Origin of the sequence: Sphingopyxis sp. Geo25, from assembly GCF_949769135.1 — a bacterium.
Lineage (GTDB): Bacteria > Pseudomonadota > Alphaproteobacteria > Sphingomonadales > Sphingomonadaceae > Sphingopyxis.
In genome coordinates, this window is record NZ_CATKOZ010000001.1 from 1,189,925 (window position 1) to 1,209,936 (window position 20,012).

Here is a 20,012-nt window from a genome sequence, read left to right on the forward strand (position 1 = left end):
TTACGACGCGCGAACCTTCGTGAACGCTTCCTCGTAGAGCGGCTGAAGCTTTTCGTTGAACTTCGCATATTCGCATTTCGCGAGGATATCTGCGGGCGGGAAGATGACCGGGTTGTTCTTGTACGTGTCGGGCATCAGCGCCTTCGCCGCGAGGTTCGGGGTCGGATAGAGGATCGTCTCGGTGATCTTCTTGCCCACCTCGGCATCGAGCATATAGTTGATGAAAGCGTGCGCATTCTTCGGATGCGGCGCGCCCTTGGGAATACAGAGCGTATCCGAATTGAGCTGGCTGCCCTCCTTGGGCACGACGAAGTCGATGTCGTCGTCCTCGACCATCGCCTGCGCAATATCGCCATTATATTCGAGCACGACGTCGACGTCGCCCTTGAGCAACAGGTCCTGTCCGTCGTCTTCGTGGAATTTTTTCACATTCGGCTTCTGCTTGATCATCATCGCCGAGATTGTTTCGATGTCGGCGGGGGTCAGCGCGTTGACCGACTTGCCGAGATATTTGCCGTAGAGGCGGAACATGTCGCCCGCTTCCGACAGCCAGGCGATGCGGCCGGCATATTCGGGGCTGTCGAACAGCACTTTCCAGCTGTCGGGCTTCGCCTTCACTTTCGATTTGCGATAGCCGATGCCGAGGACAAGCCAGGTATAGGGAAGCGAGAATTTGCGGCCCGGGTCGTAATCGACATTGATGAAGCTCGGGTCGACATTCTTGATGTTCGGAATCTGCGCGTGATCGAGCGGCTGCAGCATGTCGGCGCGGACCATGCGCTCGACGAAGTCGTTCGAAGGCACGATCACATCGTATCCGGGGTTGCCCGCCTTGAACTTCGCGAACAGCGTATCGTTGCTGTCGAAGAGGTCCATCGTGACCTCGACACCCGTCGATTTCTTGAAATCGTCGAGCGTCGTCTCGCCGATATAGGTGTCCCAGTTATAGAAGTTGAGCTTGGCTTCCTCGCCGTTCGAGAGCTTTTTGCCTTCGCCCTTGCTGCACGCCGCAAGGCCGCCAAAGCTGATCCCGATGGCGGCCACCCCCATGGCCTGAAGCAGCGAGCGACGGTTGCGGCCCTGCGCGAGCAGTTCGTTCAAATCCATTGACGGCCTCCCTGTTTGTGACGTCAAGCTGACTCAATAATGTCACCTTGGGAAGAGGCTTTTTTGCGCTGCACCAATAAATTCTGGAACATTCATGCGTTGCGCAGGTACCAGTCGTAATCGAGTGTCGGAACGACGCTGAAATAATTGTTCTGTTCGACGCGCTTCACGATGCTGAACATCTCGACGAACCGTGTCCCGAGATAATCGCGCATCAGGCTCGACGCCTCGAAGCGGTCGACCGCGGCGAACCAGTTCGAGGGCGGCTTGTCGTCGCCGCTGTTGTCGCGGTCGTAGCCGTTGCCGACCACCGCCGCGCCCGGATCGGTACGGGTCGTCATACCATGATGCATCCCGGCAAGGACAGCCGCGACCGCCAGATAAGGGTTGGCGTCGGCGCCGCACGCGCGATGCTCGACGTGGCGGCTGGGCGGCGGACCGGCAGGGATGCGGAACGAGACGGTGCGATTGTTGACGCCCCACGTTGGCGCGACCGGGGCATAGCTGTTCGCCTTGAACCGGCGATAGCTGTTCGCGTGCGGCGCGAAGAGCGCAAAGGCATCGCCGACGGTGCCGATCATCCCGCCGATCGCGTGGCGGAGCGCGGGGGTGCCTTCCGGCTCGTCGCTCGCGAAGATGTTGTTGCCCGCGTTGTCGTTGACCGAGACGTGGATGTGCATGCCGCTGCCCGCCTGCTCGGCGAAGGGTTTGGCCATGAAGGTCGCCTCGAGCCCGTGTTGCTGCGCGATCGCCTTGACGAGGCGTTTATACATGATCGCATCGTCGCAGGCGCGCAGCGCGTCGGGCTTGTGGCGCAATGTGAGCTCGAACTGGCCGGGCGCGAATTCGGAGATCGCGCTTTCGAGCGGCAGGCCCTGCACATCGGTCGCGGCGTAAAGCGCATCGAAGAAGGGACGGAAATCGTCGAGCTCGCGCAGGCCATAGACCTCGACATTGCGCGGCGTGTCGCGGCTGTAGGCGGGGCGGGCGGGGCGGACTTTGCCGTCGCGCGCGCGGCGCGGATCGAGCAGGTAGAATTCGAGCTCGACCGCCAGCACCGGCGTCAGACCATCGGCGGTGAATCGGTCGATGACGCGGCCGAGGACGTGGCGCGGGTCGAGGTCGTGCGGCGTGCCGTCGAGCTCGTAGAAATCGACGAGGAACTGTGCGGCCGTGTCACCGCCCCACGGGGTGCGGACGAGGGTGCCGGGGATCGGCTTCATCGAGCGGTCGGCGTCGCCGTCCTCCCATACCAGGCCCGTTTCGACCGTGTCCTGTCCGGTGATGTCGACGACGGTGATCGAGCCGGGGAACATGCGGCCGCTATCGTAAACCGCCATCACTTCATGCTGGCGCAGGCGCTTGCCGCGCGGAACGCCGCCGAAGTCGGTATAGATCATCTCGATCGAATCGACGTCGGGGTTCGCCTTGAAAAAGGCCTCGGCCTCCGACCGCGGCGCGATCACGCCCGATGACTTCGACATCGCCCCTCTACTCCTTCAATGCACGCACGCAGTCGGCGAAGGCGCCGACCAGCCGGTCGATCTGATCGTCGCCGGTAACCGGGCTCACCAACATCATATTGTGGAACGGCGCCAGCAAAATCCCGCGATTGGCGAGGAAGAGGTGGATCGCCGCCTCGAGTTCGGGGTGCATCGCCGCCTTGGCTTCGCCGCCATTTCGCGGCGGGGTAGGGCAGGTCAGGAATTCGACGCGGGCGCCAACCTGCGTGACGTGCCAGTCGAGCCCGGCGCCCGCGATTTCCTGCTCAAGCCCCGCGACGAGGCGCGCCGCGCCGCGCAGCATATGGTCATATGCGGCGGGCGTGACGACCTCGCCCAGCATCGTGTCCATCGCGGTGATCGCCAGCGCATTGGCCGAGAGCGTCGTCCCGATGCCGCTGTGGCCGGTCTGTCGCGTCCGGTTGAGTGCGGCCATGCGCCCGGCCACATCGGCCGAGAAACCATAGACGGCGCACGGCACCCCGCCGCCGATCGATTTGCCGATCACCATCAGGTCGGGCTTCGGGCCTTGCGTGAGGCTGTGGCCGCCATAGCCTGACGAAATCGTGTGCGTCTCGTCAAAGACCAGCAGCGTCCCGGTCTCGTCGCAAAGCGTGCGTAGCGTCTGCAGAAAACCCGGTGCATCGCGCACCATGCCGACGTTCGTCATTACCGGCTCGGCGAGGACGCAGGCAATGTCGCCGCCACGCAGCGCAGCCGCCAGCGCCGCTTCGTCGTTGAACTCGACCACCGCCGTGGTGCCGCGCAGATCGTGGACCTGTCCGACCAGGCTGGCGCGCATCGCCGGCGCACCGCCTTTCAGATCGACGAAGGCATCGTCGACCGCGCCGTGATAAGCGCCGTCGAAGATCAGGATCTTGCGCCGCCCGCTGATCCCGCGGCACCAGCGGATCACGGCACGATTGGCCTCGCTGGCGGTCGTCGTGACCTGCCATTGCGGCAGGCTGAACATCGCCGCGAGCCGTTCGGACAAAGCCGCGCCGCGGTCCGTCGGGAGCATATAGCTCAATCCTTCGCCTACCTGCCTCGCCAGTGCGGCGGCAAGAGCGGGCGGCGAATGGCCGAACAGGCTCGCGGTGTCGCCGAGGCAGAAGTCGTCGTAGGTCTGGCCGTCGATGCTGGTCAGCATCGCGTCCTTCGCCGAGGCGGCGACGATCGGCACCGGGCTAGGCCAGTCCTTCATCCAGTGAAAGGGCACCGACTGGAACCAGCCGGTTGCGGAAGCATGGTGGGCGAAAGCAAGCGGGTTGGCACGCCGAAACCGCTCGGCCTCGCGTTCGGCGATGCGCGCGATGGCGGCGTCGGCGATCACCCGAGCCTGTCCTTCAGCGCATAGTAGAGCAGGCCCAAGGTCGCGAGCGGCCGGCGCAACCATTTGCCGCCGGGGAAGGGCTTCGCGGGGAGGTTCGCGAGCACATCGAAGCGTTCGGCCGTGCCTGCCAGCGCCTCGGCGATCAGCTCGCCGGCAGTTGTAGTGACCAGCGCGCCGTGCCCCGAGAAGCCGTGCGCGAAAAACACATTCCCGCGCCGCCCGATGTGCGGCAGCCGGTTCATCGTCACCGCGACCGCACCGCCCCAGCCATAGTCGATCGTCGCGTCGGCGATTTGGGGGAAGACCTCGGCCATGAACGGTCGCACGAATGCGGCGATGTCGTGCGGCGGCGTCTGCGAATAGCGCTCGCCCCCGCCGAAGATCAGGCGTTTGTCGGCCGAGAGGCGGAAATAGTTGAGCACGAAGCGGCTGTCGGCGACCGCGGCGTCAGTCGGGAGTAGTTCGTCGGCGCTCGCGAGCGGCGCGGTCGCGATGTTGTAGTTCATGATCGCCACGGTGTAGCGGCCGAGGTCGGGCTCCACCTCGCCGATCCAGCCGTCGGTCGCATCGATGACGTAGCGCGCAGCGATATGCGCGCGGTCGGTCATCACGCCCGGCCCCTCTCTATTCTCGGTGATGCGATGGGCGCGCTCGCCCTCCCAGATCCGCACGCCGGCCGCTTCGGCCGCCTGCGCAAGCCCGATCGCATAGTTCAACGGGTGGAAATGCCCGCCCTGCGGGTCATGGACCCCGCCATGATAGAGCGGGCTCGCGATATGTGCGGACATATCGGCCTTCGCGACGATATCGGTCCGATAATCGAAGCGGTTTGCAAGATAGTCGGCCTCGCGCCGCATCGCATCGAAATCCTTCGGCGTCCACGCCGCTTCAAGATGGCCCGCTTTCAGGTCGCAGGAGATGCCATGCTTCTCGATCCGCGCCTTCGCGCGATTGTCGCGCCAGCAAAGATCGAACAGCGCGTCGGCGCGCTCGTGACCGAATTCCGCTTCCAGTTCGGAGGCCGTCCAGCGCAGGCCCGGAATCAGCTGCCCGCCGTTTCGCCCCGAGGCGCCGAAACCCACGCGCTCGGCCTCGATCAGGATGACCGAGAGGCCGCGCTCGGCGCAGGCGAGGGCGGCGCTGAGGCCCGTGAACCCGCCGCCGATCACCGCGACGTCGCAGCTGCAATCGTCGCCGTCGAAGGTCTGCGGCCGCCATGCGTGCGCGGTCGCGGTATAATAGCTGTGGTTCAGCCGATCGGTCATTCAGACACCAGCCCTAATTCCGTTCGTGTCGAGCGAAGTCGAGACACCCCTCATGCCAGCACGGCGTCTCGACTTCGCTCGACGCGAACGGGGAGCGGTGGGGGGTGTTCATGGTCAGACCCGCATCAGCAGATGTTCGCGCTCCCAGCTCGACACCACCGACTGATAGTTGAACAGCTCGTAATCCTTCACCGCGAAGAAGATTTCGAAGAAATCGTCGCCCAGCAGATTGCGGACCTTCTTGCACGAGCTGAACCGGTCGAGCGCCGCCTCCAGCGTACGCGGCAGGGTGCGCGCGCGGTTGTACGCGCTGCCGGTGATCGGCTTGGGTGGCACCATGCGGTCGACCATCCCGATATAGCCGCACACCAGCGACGAAGCGATCGCGAGATAGGGGTTGCTGTCGGCGCCCGGCAGGCGGTTTTCGACCCGGCGGTTGTTCTTGTCCGACACCGGCACGCGAAAGCCGCACGAGCGGTTGTCGACGCCCCATTGCACGTTGATGGGCGCCGCGCTGTCGGGTCGCATCCGCCGGAAACTGTTCACATTGGGCGCCCACATCGGCGAGATTTGCGGCATGAAGCGGATCAGGCCGGCGACATAGGAACGGAAAGCCGCGCTGTCGCGGCCGTTGGCGGTCGAGAACAGGTTGCGTCCGGTGTCGGCGTCGACGACCGACTGGTGGATGTGCATCGCGCTGCCCGGCTGGCCCGCCATCGGGTTCGCCATGAAGGTCGCATAGACATTATGCTGCTTCGCGACGTTGCGCACGGCGCGCTTGAACAGAAACACCTCGTCGGCGAGGCGCAGCGGGTCGCCGTGGATGAAGTTCACCTCGAGCTGCGCGGCGCCCATTTCGTGGATCATCGTGTCGATATCGAGCCCCATAAGCTCGCAATCGTCGTAGATGTGATCGATGATCTCCTCATATTCGTTCATCGCCTCCAGCCCATAAGGCTGGCTCGCGGTTTCGCTGCGGCCCGACTGGCCGACGGGTGGTGTCAGCGGGAAATCGGGGTCGGCGTTCTGCGAGACGAGATAGAATTCGACCTCGGGCGCGATGATCGGCTTCCAGCCCTTGTCCTCGTACAGGCCGAGAACCTTTTTCAGGATCGTGCGCGGCGCGATGTCGACTTCGGTCCCGTCGCCGTTGAAGGCGTCGGCGATCACAAAGGCGGTCGGCGAGGTGAAACCTGGCGCGACGCAGATCGTAGTCGGGTCGGCGATCAATATCTTGTCGGGGTCCTTGTCCCAGATATCGTCGATATCCTCAGGGTAGTGGCCGTCGATCGTGCAGATGAAGACACTGCCCGGAATACGGAGCGACTTGTCCTTGACCGAGGAGAGGAATTTCTTGGCCGGCAGAACCTTGCCGCGCTGGACCCCGTTGATGTCGGGGACGATACATTCGACTTCGTCGATATTATGGTCGCTGATCCATTGTTCCAGATTGACTGACATGTGCCCCCGATTGGGCCGAGGAGCCGGCCCGTTTGTGGAAGGCCAGCCTATCGCGAAGTTCGGCGAAGCGCCAGAGGGGCCGGTATCGGCCATTTTTCTCCGGCCATGCAGTGGGCGACTGTCTGGAGACGACCGGAGCACGACATTTCTAGTATCGTCATCCTGAACTTGTTTCAGGATCCATGGTCCGCCATTTCCTTAGGCGCCGCGCCGGACGAACGCTCAGTCCATGGATGCTGAAACAAGTTCAGCATGACGAGGTTTAAGGACGGCTCCCCACCCCAGAGCCGCCATCCTGCCGCGCGATTTTTCACTGTCCTACATCGTTGGCGCGCGATAGCTTCCCCCAATGTCGGTGTCCTGCCCTTGCGCCGTGATCGCGCTGTCTGCCGCACCTCTTGTTTCGCGGCGAGAGCGGACGGCAAAAGTTGGTCGCACAAGGCTGAACTTTGGTGAACTTTGGGGCGGACAAGCCAATGTCCTGCCACCGCATGGAGACGATCGATGAGGGGTGACAATGACCAGCTGGCGTCTTTCTGGATGCCGTTCACCGCCAACCGCGCTTATAAGGCGAACCCGCGCCAGCTCGTCTCCGCGAGCGGCATGTATTACCGGTCGAGCGACGGGCGCGAAATTCTCGACGGCACCGCGGGCCTCTGGTGCAGCAACGCAGGTCATTGCCGGCCCGAGATTGCCGAGGCGATCGCGAAGGCCGCATCGACGCTCGATTTCGCGCCGACCTTTCAGCTCGGCCATCCATTGCCGTTCGAACTCGCCCAGCGTGTCGCGGCGCTGATGCCCGACGGTCTCGACCGCATCTTCTTCACCAACAGCGGGTCGGAGTCGGTCGACACCGCGCTCAAGATCGCGCTCGCGATCCAGCGCGCGAAGGGGCAGGGGACGCGCACCCGGCTGATCGGGCGCGAGCGCGGCTATCACGGCACCGGATTTGGCGGGGTCACGGTGGGCGGGCTCGTCAACAACCGGCGCGTCTTTTCGACGCTGCCCGGCGCCGACCATCTGCGTCATACGCACGATATCGGACGCAACGCCTTCACGCGCGGCTTCCCCCAACATGGCGCCGAGCTGGCTGACGATCTGCAGCGCCTCGTCGACCTGCACGGCGCAGAGACGATCGCGGCGGTAATCGTCGAGCCGATGGCGGGCTCGACCGGGGTGCTCATCCCGCCGGTCGGCTATCTCCAGCGGCTGCGCGAGATTTGCGACCGCACCGGCATCATCCTGATCTTCGACGAGGTCATCACCGCTTTCGGCCGCGTCGGCGCACCGACGGCGTCGGAGGCATGGGGCGTCACGCCCGATATCATCACGATGGCGAAGGGGCTGACCAACGCGGCGGTTCCGATGGGCGCGGTCGCGGTGAAGCGCGAGTTGCACGACGCGGTGCTGGACAGCGTCGCGGGCGGCATCGAGCTGTTCCACGGCTACACCTATTCGGGCCATCCGCTCGCCAGCGCAGCGGGTCTTGCGACGCTCGACCTCTATGCGCGCGACGGCCTGTTCGACCGCGCGAACGACCTCGCCGCCTATTGGGAAGATGCGGCGCACGGCCTGAAGGGGCGCCGCCATGTCATCGACATCCGCACCATCGGTCTTGTCGCAGGGATCGAACTCGAACCGCGCCCCGGCGCCCCGACCGCGCGCGCGATGGAGCTGTTCCACGCCGCCTTCGACGATGGCCTGCTTGTCCGCGCGACCGGCGACATCATCGCGCTGTCGCCGCCGCTGATCGTCGAGAAGGTGCAGATCGACGAGATGTTCGGCCGTATTGCCGACCTGCTCGATACGATCGACTAGGTGCTTGCCAGCGGGAAGGTCACCGAAACCTTTGTGCCCTTTCCGAGCTCGCTTTCGATGTCGAGCTGCCCCTGGTGGCGCTCGCTGATATGTTTGACGATCGCAAGGCCAAGCCCGGTGCCGCCGACCGAGCGGCTGCGCGCTTCGTCGACGCGGTAGAAGCGTTCGGTCAGGCGCGGCAGATGATCGGGGGCGATGCCTTCGCCCTCGTCGCTGACGGAGAAGCGGACGCGCTGTCCCTCGCGCGCCAGTTCGACCGTCACCGGCGTTCCGGGGCGGCCATATTTCATCGCGTTGGAAATGATGTTGTGGGCCAGTTGTCCGAGCTGCGCCTCGTCGCCGAGGACGGGCTGCGCGCCGCGGCCGAGCCGCGCGATGATGTCCTTCGGACGCGAGGCCTCGCTGTCCTGCAGTTGGGCGATCGTCGTCTTGACGATCGCGGCCAGATTGACCGGACGGGTGGGGCGGCGGAAGCGGTCCGCCTCGACGCGCGAGATCGAGAGGAGGTCGATCACCAGTTGCTGCATCCGCCGCGCCTCGCGCTCGATGATCGACAGGAAACGGTGGCGTATCGGTGCGTCACCTTCGCCGTTCATGTCCTGCAGCGTTTCGACATAGCCGAGGATCGCCGCAAGCGGCGTGCGCAGCTCGTGACTGGCGTTGGCGACGAAATCGGATCGCATCCGGTCCGCCGCGTCGATCGCCGAGCGGTCGGAGAGGAAGATGATCCGCTCGCTTCCCGACAGCGTGGCGATGCGCATCGTCCAGCGCTGGCCGGGGCGGGGGAAGTCGACGAGATTGAGCGTTTCCAGCGGTGCGTCGCCCCCGATGCGCGCCAGCCATTCGGTTGCGGCAGGATGGCGAATCGCGGTGCGGATGTCGGCGCCGACGATGTGGCGGCCGAGCAGGCGCACCGCGGCGTCGTTGACGATCGTGACGACGTTGTCGGCGACGCCGATCAACGGTTCGTCCTCCTGGTCGACCCACAGCGCAAAATCGGGATGGCGGAGCAGCGAAACCGGCGGCTCTTCGATCGTGGCGGGCCCTTGCGGGTCGGGAAGCGGTGAGGGCAGGGCGCCGTAGACGATCGCGACGCCGGCGACTCCGGCCACGGCGATAATCGCGATCGAAAGCGCGTCGCCGCCCGCCAACGCCGCGAAGATGGCCGCGATGGCGACCAGGGTGAGGGCAGCAACCAGGCTCGAGAGGCGGTCGAACATCGCTCGCGCGCCCTCGCACGAAGCCGGGCGTGCCGCAAGGATGTTCACGGTAATTAACCCCCGCCGCGCGAATGTCCCAAAGAGGGAAGCGGACGGGGCGAGGCGGTCTTTTGCTTTTCCGCGGCGCTTCATTGGTTTATGCGCTGCGCGATGGAAGACAGCTCGATCCCCGCCGAAAATGCCGCCGATCCAGCCGATGCCGCCCCGTCGCGGCGCAGGATGCTGGCGCTCGGTGCCGTCGGCGTCTCGGCGGCGCTGACGATCCGTCCCGCCTTTGCCCAGACCGCCGTGTCGGTGATGAACTGCCAGATTCCGGTTCCCGGCCCGACCGCGGCGGGGAAATATATCGACGCGCAAGGCAAGCTCGTGCCGCCGGGCACCAAGGGCGCCTTCCCGGGCTCGCCGCGCCCGTTCACCGGCGAGGAAGTGAAGCGCGCCTTTCGCGGCCAGACGCTGCCGGGCACAAGCTACAATCAGTCGCAGGCCTATCTGCAATATATCCGGCGCTTGCAGGCGGGGCAGAGCGGCTTTACCTGTTTCGCATCCATCCAGATGCCGCGCTGATCATCGCTCCCCCGATCATGCGATGCGTGGCGTCGCAGACAAAGGGACAGATGTGAAACTCGCTTCGCTCAAGCACGGCCGCGACGGCCGGCTCGTTGTCGTCTCCGACGACCTCGCCTGGTACGCCGACGCCGGCGCGATCGCCCCGACGCTGCAGGCCGCGCTCGACGATTGGGAGGATGCGGCACCGCGGCTCGCGGCGCTGGCGGTGGACGTCAACCACGAAGCCATCCCGCGCGAACGCTTCCACGAACGCGACGCCGCTTCGCCGCTGCCGCGCGCATATCAGTGGGCCGACGGCAGTGCCTATGTGAACCACGTCGCGCTCGTCCGGCAGGCGCGCAATGCGGAGATGCCCGAAAGCTTCTGGCACGATCCGCTGATGTACCAGGGCGGCAGCGATGCCTTCCTTGGCCCGCGCGATCCCATTCCGCTGGGCGATCCGGCGTGGGGATGCGATATGGAGGCGGAGGTCGTGGTGGTGACGGGCGATGTTCCTGCCGGGATCGATGCGGTCGCGGCGCGCGGCAGGATCCTGCTCGTCGGCCTCACCAACGACGTGTCGCTGCGCGGCCTGATCCCGGCCGAACTCGCCAAGGGTTTCGGTTTCTTCCAGTCGAAGCCGTCGAGCGCGATGTCGCCGGTTTTCGTCACCCCCGACGCGTTGGGCGCGCGGTGGAAGGACGGCAAGCTGCACGGCGTGCTGTCGGTCGATCTCAACGGCAAGCCGCTCGGCCGCGCCGACGCGGGCGTCGATATGACGTTCGATTTCGGCGCGCTGATCGCCCATGCAGCCAAGACGCGCAACCTCGGCGCCGGCACGATCATCGGGTCGGGTACCGTTTCCAATCGCGACGTCGACGGCGGTCCCGGCAGGCCGATCGCGGAGGGCGGGCTCGGCTATAGCTGCCTCGCGGAAGTCCGCACGGTCGAGACGATCCTGCAGGGCGAACCGAAGACGCCGTTCATGCAAAAGGGCGACACCGTCCGCATCTGGATGGACGACGACCATCATCACAGCATTTTCGGGGCGATCGAGCAGACCGTCGCCTGATACGAAAAGGGGCGGGATTGCTCCCGCCCCTCGATCATTCGTGCTGGCGAACAGGGGTCAGCCGCCCCCGCGACCGAAGCCGCCGCCCGACATCGCATCGCTGAGCGCGCAGGCCGCGGGCCCCAGGATGACGATGAACAGCACCGGCAGGATGAACAGGATCAGCGGCACCGTCATGATCGCCGGCAGGCGCGCGGCCTTTTCTTCGGCGCGCATCATGCGTTCGTTGCGGAATTCGGCCGACAGGACGCGCAGCGCACTGGCCAGCGGCGTACCATATTTTTCGGTCTGGATCATGGTCGTCACGACGCCCTTCACCGAATCGAGATTGACGCGATAGGCGAGGTTCTCGAACGCCTGACGGCGCTCGGTCAGGAAGCCGAGCTCGATCGAAGTGAGCGCGAACTCCTCACCCAGCTCGGGATAGGCGCGGCCGAGTTCCTTCGACACGCGCGAGAAGGCGGCGTCGACGGTAAGGCCGGCTTCGGCGCAGATGACGAGCAGGTCGAGCGCGTCGGGGAGTCCCTTGCGGATCGCATCGGTACGCTTCTGACGCTTGTTGTCGACGAACAGATCGGGCGCCTTGTAGCCGAGGATCAGCGCGCCCATCGTGAAGCCCGCGCGCTTGACCGTCGTCAGGTCGGGCCACATGTCCATGCCATAGATCAGCGTCGCGGCGATGCCGCCGAACAGGATCGGCAGCACGAGGCGACCGAAGATGACGGCAACGGCCAGGTCTTTCGACCGGATGCCCGCCTGCGCCAGCTTCTGCTGAACGTCCTTGATCTGCTCTTCCTGGAGCACCTGCAGCTTGCCGAGGAAGGTACGCATCCGGTCGGCGGTCTGGTTTTTGCGGACCAGCTTGGCGCGGCGCTTTGTGGTCGACGCCGTGATGCCCGCCTTGAGCTGCTCGCGGCGCTCGTTGAGCGCCTTGACGCGCTTGGTCATCGGATTGCGCACGGTCAGCGCGCCATAAATGGCGAAGAGCACCGCGCCGACACCGACCGCGGCCAACATCGTCGCAGCCCAGACGACATCGACCCCCATCAGCTTGGGGCCGCTCTGGGCTCCGGAGAAGGCGGCGGTAAGAAGGAAATTGCTGTTCATCGGTCCGCGCCCCTCAGATCTCGAAGCTGATCATTTTTTTCATGATGAGGGCACCGATGCTCATCCAGACGAGCCCGCCGACGCCCGCGATGATCAGCCGTTGCTCGGTAAAGAAGCCGGCGAGATATTGGGGGTTCATCGACCAGACGATGCCAAAGACGAAAAAGGGCAGCGCGCCGACGATGTAGGCCGAGGCTTTGGCTTCCGAAGACATCGCGCGGATCTTCAGCTTCATCTGCGCGCGCTTGCGCAGAACGTCGGACAGATTCGCGAGCGTTTCTGCAAGGTTGCCACCCGTCTCGCGCTGGATCTGGATGGTGATGCAGAAAAACTGGAACTCGGGCGTGCCAAGCATTTCGGCCGATTCCTGCAGCGCTGCTTCCATCGTGTTGCCGATGCGGATGCGTTCGACGACGCCCTTGAATTCGTCGCCGACAGGGCCGGGCAGTTCCTGGCTCACAACCTGGAAGGTTTCGGTCACGGGAAGACCCGATTTCAGGCCGCGGACGAGCAGGTCGATCGCGTCGGGAAAGCGGGTATTGAAGGCGTTGACGCGCTTCTTGATCAGGTGCCCCACGACCATGTGCGGCAGGCCGACGCCGCCCATCAGCCCGACGAGCGCGGCGAGCAGGAACGGGGTCCGCAACACGAGCAGCGCGCCCGTCACGACAACGAACAGCCCCATGCACCAGAACATATACTGGCTGAGATTCCAGCCCTTGCCAGTACGGCGCAGACGTTTTTCCATCAGCTCGCGCCGCGGCATCAGGTTGGAGATGCTCGCGGCGCCGCCGCTCCGGGCCTGGATCGTCTTGCGCATCTGCGCGGCGACGACGGCTTCGGTCGAGGCGGCGTGACGGTCGCGCACCGACGACAGTCGGCGCTTCTTCACGCCGCTGACCGACGGACCGGCAAGCGCCATGACCAGCATTCCGACCGCGACGAGGGCGGCAACAACGACGAGGATCAATTGCAGGTTCATGTTTGCCCTTTGCCCGCCTTATCCCTGGGTGGCCGGAGCAACCTGCCACCCGGCAAGCCGCTCTGGCCGGTTCACTTGGCCTTTTTCGTCACCAGCGTGCCGAGCCCGCCGATCTTGTCGAACAGCGAGCCACCCGACTTGGCCTTTGCCTTTGCCGGCGCAACCGGCGCCTCTTCGGCGCTTTCGTCGGCACCGTCGATGACGAGGCGCATCAGGCTGGTCCAGACCTGACCGGCCTTTGTGCCCTTGCAGATTTCGGCATAGGATTTGCCGAGTTTCGCAGACTGGCTGACCAGCTTGGGATCGAACGGAATGGTGAAGTCGATCGGACGTTCGATCGACGATTCGAATTCCTTGCGCGACAGCTCGCCAACGGCATTCTGGAACTTGTTGGCGACCAGGATCACCCGCGCACCCGGAACATTCTGCTTGAACCAGGACAGCAGACGGATCGTGTCGCGCGCCGAGGCGAGCGTCACGTCGCTGACCAGCAGGATCGTTCCGACTTCCTGCACCAGGTGCGGAAAGGGGATCAGAACGTGCCGGGGGATGTCGACGATCGTCATCTCGAACGCGTTGCGCAGCTCTTCCTCCAGCTGGAAGAAGGCCGAGCCGTCGGTCATCACCGGCTGGTGGATCGGCGCTTCGGCCGAGAGCAGGCTGAGCTTGTCCGACGCGCGCACCATGGCGCGCTCGATGAACAGGCCGTCGATCCGGCTGGGATTGTCGATCGCGTCGATCAGGCCGCGGCCGGGCTCGAGGTCGAGCGTCAGCGCGCCGGTGCCGAAATGCACATCGAGATCGAGCAGCGCGGTCTGGCGGTCGGCCTGTTCGCTGATCGCCCATGCGAGCGAGGTCGAAACGAGCGACGCGCCCACGCCGCCGCGCACGCCGACCACCGCCATCATGTGATGCGGCTTGTCGTCGTGCATGTCGGCATGTTTCGGCGCGGACAGCATCGCCTGCGCCATCGTCAGCGATTCCCGCACCTGATCGAGCGACAACGGTTTCAGCAGATAGTCCTGGATACCGCTCGACAGAAGGTCGCGGTACAGGCGGACGTCGTTCACCTGACCCGCCGCGATCACGACGGTGCCGGGTTCGCAAACCTCGGCCAGCGCGTTGATGTCGTTGATCGGGTCACCCGATTCGGACATGTCGACGAACAGGATGTTCGGGCTCGCCGAGACCGACAGCGACTGGACGGCGTTGCGCAGCCCGCCCTTGTTGCACTTCTCGGTCGGCCAGCCCATGTCGGCGGCCGCGACGCGGATCAGCTCCAGCGTATCGTCGTCGCAGACGAACGCGTTGAAGGGGTCACGCAGCCCTGCTGCTTTGAAAGGAGCGTTCACTGGCTGCCTCCGCTTGAGTTGGTGGTCGACTGACCCTTGAGATCGCCGGCGCCCGTCGGGGGCTTCTCGCGATAGGTCTTGATAGCGCGCGTGGCGGTACTCGGGTCGGTACTGTTGGCGGCCGAACCCTTGATCAGATCATTGGGGTCGGCGACCATCGAGGCGAGGTTGCCGTTCGTCGCGCAGCCATAGTTCGACGAGGTCGCATTGGTGAAGTTGATCGCCGACTTGCTCGACCAGTCGGGGCATCCTGGGACATGCGCAGTCGCGCGCGTCACGACGACGCGGATCGATCCAGGGGGAACGGCACCGGTGGTCACGGGCACGTCGTTGCTGAGTAGCAGCCCGCGGCGCTCCACCATCGCGCGGACGGTCGCCTGCGCCTCGCTGGCGCCATAGACCGACGGATCCTCGATGGCGATGCGGTCGCCGTAGCGCACGCCCAGAGCGTCGAGCCAGCCCTGGAGCCGGCCCTGCTCGCTCGGCGCGATGTCGCCCGATCCGGCAGCAACATCGAACTGATAGATGGTGTTCCGGACCACCGGCTGGTGGACCGATTCAAGGCCGCGATTGCCATTTGCCGCGCCCGTACATCCGGCGAGCGTGGTTGCCAGTGCCAGGGCGGTCCATGTTGCGATCTTCTTCATCACTTTGCTCCTGAAAACCGGCGTGTCACTTGCCGACGCTGAAACCCGGCGCGGCCGTGCCGGCAGCGCGCGGACGGTCGGCATCGCCCACCGTTGTATCGAGCTTCGGTTTCGGCCGGTCGCCGCCCGTCACGCCGTCGCTCGTCTGGTTGAGGAGCAGGCGCTGCAGGTCGTTCGAGTCCTGATAGGCATCGGTCGGCAGCTTGATCTCGTTCGCCGTGACCGGCTGGACGAGATAGGGCGTCACCACGATTACCAGCTCGGTCTCGCCACGGCGGAAGCTGTCCGATTTGAACAGCGTACCGAGAAGCGGAACGTCGCCGAGGCCGGGAACCTTGTCGATCGCGCCGATCGAACGGTTGTTCATCAGGCCCGCGATCATGAAGCTTTCGCCCGAACCGAGTTCGACCGTCGTCTCGGCGCGGCGGATAGTCAGCGCCGGGACCTGGAAGCCGTCCATTTCGATGGCGCCTTCGGTCGACAGTTCCGACACTTCCGGGCGCACGCGCAGGCTGATGCGGCCGTTCGAAAGAACGGTCGGCGTATAGGCCAGGCTGACGCCATATTTGCGATACTCGATCGTGGTGCTTGCGAAATTGCCCGGGATCGGAACCGGGAATTCACCGCCCGCGAGGAAGTCGGCGGTTTCGCCCGAAATCGCGGTCAGGTTCGGCTGCGCGAGCGTGACGACCATGCCCGACCGTTCGCCGATGTCGAGCGAGGCCATGACATCGAGGCCGAAGAGGCGGCCGGCGGCGCCGAAGCTGTTGACGCCGGCAGGCGTAGTGAACTGATAGGTGGTCCCGGTCGCGCCCGAGGAACCCTCGCCCGGGTACGTGATCGTACCCGCCGTGCGGCCCCGTACCACGCTGCCGAGGAAGCCGTTGCCGAACTGGCCGTCGCGGTCGCGGGTCAGCAGGTTTCCGCTGATTTCCTTGAGAAGCGTGCGGTTCACTTCGGCGATGCGGACCTGCAGGTTGACCTGCAGCGGGGTTGCGGTGCGAAGGCGCGACAGCACCTTGGTCTGGTCGCCTACGAACGCTTGGACGAGGCGCTCGGCCTCCGCCGCATCGTCGGGCGACGGCACGGTGCCGGTCAGCAGGATGAAGCCGTTCATCGTGTTCGACGCGATCTTTGCATCGGGCATTGCGAGCGACAGCATCTGGTCGATCGTCTCGATGTTGTTGCCGACACGGGCGACGGTCGAATAGACGACCCGGCCGCTGGCATCGGTCGCATAGATGCTCGTTTCGCCGGGCGCTTTGCCGAAGACATAGAGCTGGCGGCTGGAGCGGACCTGGACGTCGGCGACCTTGTCGTCGGCGACGAACACGTCGGTCATCGGCGCGCTCAGGCTGATCAGGCGGCCGCGACCGACCGACAGGTCGACACTGCTGCTGGCGTTCTGCGTCGCCTGCGCCGCCGCCTGCTGCACCGGGGCCGAGACCAGGGTCGCTGCGACCAGGCCGATGGCCAGGGTGCGGGCGAGCGCCGCGACCTTGAAAGTGGCTTTGCTGTTCATCTTACTTACCCCCAACCGTAATTTCGGTCACCTTGTCACCGCGGGTCACGCGAACGACCGGACCCTGGGGCGCCGCGGGGCCCATCGAAACGGGCGCGCCGCTGTACGACTGCTGTTGTTGCGGCTGGCGCGGAGCCGACACGCGGCCACGAACCGGAACCCAGAAGCGCGAAACGTCGCCACCGGTCGTCGCCGACGACTTGGCCGAGGTCGGACGCGCGGCGGCTTCGGCCAGCATCTTCTTTTCGGCGGCGGTACCACCGCCGGCGGGCACGTTCACTTCGCCCGAAGCAATGGCCGCCTCAAGGTCGCCGCTGTTTTCGGCGAGCGGGCGGAGCGCCAGCGAGAGCTGGCCCATATTCTGGGCGACGGCAATCTTCTCGGCGATTTCCGGCGTCGCTTCGAGCGTCACCGAGCCGAAAGTGCGGACGGGCGTCTTGCCGGTTTCATCTTCGGCGTCGTAGCGCTGGTCGGTCGCAAGGACGCGGACGTTACGCACGATCGTTTCGGCGGTGTAAAGCTCATCGTCGGGATAGGCGCTGCCTTCCTTGACCGAGAGCTTCTGCGCGAGGACGACGTCGACGCGGTCACCGGGGAAGACGAAGCCCGCGACACCTTGTTCCTGGCTGACCTTCACCGTCACGGCGCGCATCCCCGGGCCAAGCGCCGCGGCGAGGAAGCCGCGATCGTCGGGGTGGACGAGCGCGCCCTGCGTCAACGGCTGCCCTGCGGTGATCGGATAGCGAACGACCGTGCCGACCAGATTCTGGACTTCGGTCTCTTCCTTCAGGAAATAGGCCTTCTCGACCAGCTCCTTCGGCCAGGGCTGGAAACGGAAGCTGTCCGGACCGATAATCGTGCCCGCCGGCAGCTGCCGCGTTGCGACGAGGATCATGGGGCCATTGATTTCCGGCGCGGCCGCGGCGCGTGCCTGCGGCGCTGTTGCGCCCCGCATCATCTGGTTGACCCCGAACGCCGCGCCGATGGCAATCACCAGCGCGCCGACGATCAGCATAATCTTTCGCGTATCCATGACGATTTTTCGCCTCCTGCGCCAACCAGAGGTGGTGGCGCTTGCCCTCAACTCACAGCGATAAACTGAAACTGGTTAAGATAGTGTTGGTGAAGCGCCCAAAGTCCGGCTGCGGCGATAGCGACCCCATAGGGAACCTCTATCATCTTGTCCGAAGGGCGAATTTTCGAGTGGATCAGCATCACGGCCGACAGGATCCCGCCGCCGATTGCCATGAGCGTCAACATCGGAATGAACAGCGGGAGCGGAATCCACAGCATAACGCCGCCGATCATCTTCACGTCGCCGCCGCCCATCGCGCCCAGCGCAAACAGACCGGCGAAGATCAGAAACACCGCAAAGGCGGCGCCGAACTGGAGCGGGATTTCGGGCCAAAGTGCCAGACCGCTGGTGATCCAGAAGGGGATGGCGAGCAGCGCGATCGCGGCATTCAGGCGGTTCGATATCGTGCGGGTGCGCAGGTCGCTCACCGCCGCGACGATCATCAGCACCGCGAGAAGTGCCATCAGACCAAGCGTGATCGGACCGTTTTGCATCGGTCTTCTCCTAGTGATCATGGCTTACCAAAAAGTAACCATGATCGGGCCGCGCGCGGCTTGCATTCCGCTAGCCAGCCGATATGCGGCGGCTATGATCGGTTCGCTCCCTTCCTCCATCGACGTCCTGATCGTGGGCGCGGGCATTGGCGGGGCCAGCCTCGCGGCGTCGCTGGCCCCGCACCGGCGGGTGCTGCTGATCGAGGCCGAAGCCATGCCGGGCTATCATGCGACCGGCCGGTCGGCGGCCTTCTGGCACGAAACCTATGGCGGCCCGGCCATCCAGCCGCTGTCGAAGGCATCGTTCGACCTGCTGCGCGATCCTCCGGCTGATTTTTCCGAGCGCGGCTTCCTGTCGCCGCGGGCGGCGTTCAATCTGGGACGGCGCGACGAGGCCGCGGTTGTGGACGAATTTACCGCGGGCTTCGCGGCGAAGGGCGTCGATATCCAGCGCATGAGCGGGGTTGAGGTGGCGCGTATCGTGCCCGGCATCCGGCCCGACTGGAGCGAGGCGGCCTATGAGGGCGCCTGCAGCGATATCGATGTCGGCGCTTTGCACGCGGCCTTTCTGCGCACGGCGAAGCGTGCGGGCGCGCAGCTTGCGACCAGCGCCACGCTGACGTCCGCCCGGCGGACGGCCTCCGGCTGGGAGGTACAGGTCGGGACGGACATGTTGCACGCCAATGTCATCGTCAACGCGGCGGGGGCGTGGGCCGATACGGTCGCGGTGCGATGCGGCGCCCGTCCGCTCGGCATCCAGCCCTATCGGCGGACGGTCGTGCAGTTGCGGCTGGGCGTCCCGGTTCCCGCGTCGTTGCCGCTCGTGATTCACGTCGGCGGCAGCTTCTACTTCAAGGGCGAGAGCGAGGGACGGGTGTGGCTCAGCCCGCATGACGAGACGCCGTCCGCGCCCTGCGACGCCGCGCCGGAGGAACTCGATGTCGCGATCGCGATCGACCGGCTGCAAGAGGTCGTCGACTGGCCCATCGCCGCCGTCGAACGCAAATGGGCGGGCCTTCGCAGTTTCGCCCCCGACCGGCTGCCCGTCTTCGGTGCCGATCCGCACGTCCCCGGCTTCGTCTGGTGTGCAGGGCAGGGCGGGTTCGGCATTCAGACATCGCCGGCGATCGGCGGGCTGCTTGCGGCGAAGCTTGGCGCGCCGCGGCCGGGTGGCGCCATCGGTGAAGTCGATCCTGCGCCTTTTGCGCCCGCGCGCTTTGCCTGACCAATCTACCGGCTTGCGCGGAGAAAAAGGCGCATTAGCATGGGGTTGGCTGCGTCGCCCCCGGCACGGCCCGACCTGTGGAGGATGGTATGGCCCATTATTTCGAGATCAAGAAGAACAAGGCCGGCGAATTTGTCGCCTATTTCAAGTATAATAGCGAAGCGATCTTCTGGACCGAAGGCTATAGCAGCAAGGCATCCGCGAAGAATGCCATCGAGTCGATTTTGAAGAATGGCCCCGGCGCGGAAGTGCGCGAGACCGAATAATCGACGGTGCGCGGGCGT

Annotated in this window: 18 protein-coding genes; 5 read left to right on the forward strand and 13 right to left on the reverse strand. The window is 65.2% G+C overall.

Translation table 11 applies throughout. From position 1 onward, the window contains the following. The 5 genes from QOL68_RS05890 to QOL68_RS05910 form a co-directional block, all read right to left on the reverse strand. Nucleotides 1-1,107: an ABC transporter substrate-binding protein gene (locus tag QOL68_RS05890; RefSeq protein WP_282947769.1), complete on the reverse strand. Its 1,107-nt coding sequence runs from the start codon at nucleotides 1,105-1,107 to the stop codon at nucleotides 1-3. Between the two features lie 92 nt (nucleotides 1,108-1,199). Then, complete coding sequence (locus QOL68_RS05895; RefSeq protein WP_282947772.1) at nucleotides 1,200-2,591, reverse strand: glutamine synthetase family protein; 1,392 nt, start codon at nucleotides 2,589-2,591, stop codon at nucleotides 1,200-1,202. A gap of 7 nt (nucleotides 2,592-2,598) precedes the next feature. Beyond that, nucleotides 2,599-3,942: an aspartate aminotransferase family protein gene (locus QOL68_RS05900; RefSeq protein WP_282947774.1), complete on the reverse strand. Its 1,344-nt coding sequence runs from the start codon at nucleotides 3,940-3,942 to the stop codon at nucleotides 2,599-2,601. Next, complete coding sequence (locus QOL68_RS05905; protein WP_282947776.1) at nucleotides 3,939-5,207, reverse strand: NAD(P)/FAD-dependent oxidoreductase; 1,269 nt, start codon at nucleotides 5,205-5,207, stop codon at nucleotides 3,939-3,941. Before QOL68_RS05905 ends, QOL68_RS05900 begins: the two co-directional genes overlap by 4 nt. Nucleotides 5,208-5,321: 114 nt before the next feature. After that, a complete protein-coding gene (locus QOL68_RS05910; RefSeq protein WP_204993016.1) occupies nucleotides 5,322-6,668 on the reverse strand; it encodes a glutamine synthetase family protein in 1,347 nt (448 codons plus the stop codon). Between the two features lie 504 nt (nucleotides 6,669-7,172). Here QOL68_RS05910 and aptA point away from each other — a divergent pair. Continuing rightward, complete coding sequence (gene aptA, locus QOL68_RS05915; RefSeq protein WP_282947778.1) at nucleotides 7,173-8,486, forward strand: omega-aminotransferase AptA; 1,314 nt, start codon at nucleotides 7,173-7,175, stop codon at nucleotides 8,484-8,486. Here aptA and QOL68_RS05920 read toward each other — a convergent pair. After that, nucleotides 8,483-9,706, reverse strand: a complete 1,224-nt coding sequence (locus tag QOL68_RS05920) for an ATP-binding protein (RefSeq protein WP_282947780.1) — start codon at nucleotides 9,704-9,706, stop codon at nucleotides 8,483-8,485. The two genes, aptA and QOL68_RS05920, sit on opposite strands and share 4 nt — an antisense overlap. A 150-nt stretch (nucleotides 9,707-9,856) precedes the next feature. On the opposite strand from QOL68_RS05920, the gene QOL68_RS05925 reads away from it, so the two are divergent. Next, on the forward strand, nucleotides 9,857-10,270 hold the full coding sequence (locus tag QOL68_RS05925) for a hypothetical protein (RefSeq protein WP_282947783.1): 414 nt from the start codon (nucleotides 9,857-9,859) through the stop codon (nucleotides 10,268-10,270). Between the two features lie 52 nt (nucleotides 10,271-10,322). Then, a complete protein-coding gene (locus QOL68_RS05930; protein WP_204993012.1) occupies nucleotides 10,323-11,324 on the forward strand; it encodes a fumarylacetoacetate hydrolase family protein in 1,002 nt (333 codons plus the stop codon). Between the two features lie 57 nt (nucleotides 11,325-11,381). On the opposite strand, the gene QOL68_RS05935 is transcribed toward QOL68_RS05930, so the two are convergent. From QOL68_RS05935 to QOL68_RS05965, 7 genes are all read right to left on the reverse strand, one after another. Beyond that, nucleotides 11,382-12,431, reverse strand: a complete 1,050-nt coding sequence (locus QOL68_RS05935) for a type II secretion system F family protein (RefSeq protein WP_204993011.1) — start codon at nucleotides 12,429-12,431, stop codon at nucleotides 11,382-11,384. 13 nt (nucleotides 12,432-12,444) lie between these two features. Further along, a complete protein-coding gene (locus tag QOL68_RS05940) occupies nucleotides 12,445-13,413 on the reverse strand; it encodes a type II secretion system F family protein (protein WP_204993010.1) in 969 nt (322 codons plus the stop codon). A gap of 71 nt (nucleotides 13,414-13,484) precedes the next feature. Next, nucleotides 13,485-14,765 carry a pilus assembly protein CpaE gene (locus QOL68_RS05945; RefSeq protein WP_282947787.1) on the reverse strand — a complete coding sequence of 427 codons (1,281 nt, stop codon included), beginning with the start codon at nucleotides 14,763-14,765 and terminating at the stop codon, nucleotides 13,485-13,487. Further along, nucleotides 14,762-15,412, reverse strand: a complete 651-nt coding sequence (locus QOL68_RS05950) for a CpaD family pilus assembly protein (RefSeq protein WP_282947789.1) — start codon at nucleotides 15,410-15,412, stop codon at nucleotides 14,762-14,764. Before QOL68_RS05950 ends, QOL68_RS05945 begins: the two co-directional genes overlap by 4 nt. Before the next feature lie 25 nt (nucleotides 15,413-15,437). Then, entirely contained in the window at nucleotides 15,438-16,934 is a 1,497-nt protein-coding gene (locus tag QOL68_RS05955; protein ID WP_058456640.1) for a type II and III secretion system protein family protein, read from the reverse strand. Between the two features lies 1 nt (nucleotide 16,935). After that, nucleotides 16,936-17,967, reverse strand: coding sequence for a Flp pilus assembly protein CpaB (gene cpaB / locus QOL68_RS05960; protein WP_204993008.1), 1,032 nt, complete (start codon nucleotides 17,965-17,967; stop codon nucleotides 16,936-16,938). A gap of 47 nt (nucleotides 17,968-18,014) precedes the next feature. Then, entirely contained in the window at nucleotides 18,015-18,503 is a 489-nt protein-coding gene (locus QOL68_RS05965) for an A24 family peptidase (RefSeq protein WP_282947793.1), read from the reverse strand. Nucleotides 18,504-18,597: 94 nt separating this feature from the next. Between QOL68_RS05965 and QOL68_RS05970 the strand changes: the two genes are divergently transcribed. Then, nucleotides 18,598-19,728, forward strand: coding sequence for an NAD(P)/FAD-dependent oxidoreductase (locus tag QOL68_RS05970; protein ID WP_282947795.1), 1,131 nt, complete (start codon nucleotides 18,598-18,600; stop codon nucleotides 19,726-19,728). Between the two features lie 89 nt (nucleotides 19,729-19,817). After that, complete coding sequence (locus tag QOL68_RS05975; protein WP_082657774.1) at nucleotides 19,818-19,994, forward strand: YegP family protein; 177 nt, start codon at nucleotides 19,818-19,820, stop codon at nucleotides 19,992-19,994. Nucleotides 19,995-20,012: the final 18 nt, after the last annotated feature.

Bases quoted from the DNA above. Each gene is read 5' to 3' on its own strand.
- QOL68_RS05890 (WP_282947769.1), bottom strand. From the start codon at position 1,107: ATGGATTTGAACGAACTGCTCGCGCAGGGCCGCAACCGTCGCTCGCTG.
- QOL68_RS05895 (WP_282947772.1), bottom strand. From the start codon at position 2,591: ATGTCGAAGTCATCGGGCGTGATCGCGCCGCGGTCGGAGGCCGAGGCC.
- QOL68_RS05905 (WP_282947776.1), bottom strand. From the start codon at position 5,207: ATGACCGATCGGCTGAACCACAGCTATTATACCGCGACCGCGCACGCA.
- QOL68_RS05910 (WP_204993016.1), bottom strand. From the start codon at position 6,668: ATGTCAGTCAATCTGGAACAATGGATCAGCGACCATAATATCGACGAA.
- aptA (WP_282947778.1), top strand. From the start codon at position 7,173: ATGAGGGGTGACAATGACCAGCTGGCGTCTTTCTGGATGCCGTTCACC.
- QOL68_RS05920 (WP_282947780.1), bottom strand. From the start codon at position 9,706: ATGTTCGACCGCCTCTCGAGCCTGGTTGCTGCCCTCACCCTGGTCGCC.
- QOL68_RS05925 (WP_282947783.1), top strand. From the start codon at position 9,857: ATGGAAGACAGCTCGATCCCCGCCGAAAATGCCGCCGATCCAGCCGAT.
- QOL68_RS05935 (WP_204993011.1), bottom strand. From the start codon at position 12,431: ATGAACAGCAATTTCCTTCTTACCGCCGCCTTCTCCGGAGCCCAGAGC.
- QOL68_RS05940 (WP_204993010.1), bottom strand. From the start codon at position 13,413: ATGAACCTGCAATTGATCCTCGTCGTTGTTGCCGCCCTCGTCGCGGTC.
- QOL68_RS05950 (WP_282947789.1), bottom strand. From the start codon at position 15,412: ATGAAGAAGATCGCAACATGGACCGCCCTGGCACTGGCAACCACGCTC.
- QOL68_RS05955 (WP_058456640.1), bottom strand. From the start codon at position 16,934: ATGAACAGCAAAGCCACTTTCAAGGTCGCGGCGCTCGCCCGCACCCTG.
- cpaB (WP_204993008.1), bottom strand. From the start codon at position 17,967: ATGGATACGCGAAAGATTATGCTGATCGTCGGCGCGCTGGTGATTGCC.
- QOL68_RS05965 (WP_282947793.1), bottom strand. From the start codon at position 18,503: ATGCAAAACGGTCCGATCACGCTTGGTCTGATGGCACTTCTCGCGGTG.
- QOL68_RS05970 (WP_282947795.1), top strand. From the start codon at position 18,598: ATGATCGGTTCGCTCCCTTCCTCCATCGACGTCCTGATCGTGGGCGCG.
- QOL68_RS05975 (WP_082657774.1), top strand. From the start codon at position 19,818: ATGGCCCATTATTTCGAGATCAAGAAGAACAAGGCCGGCGAATTTGTC.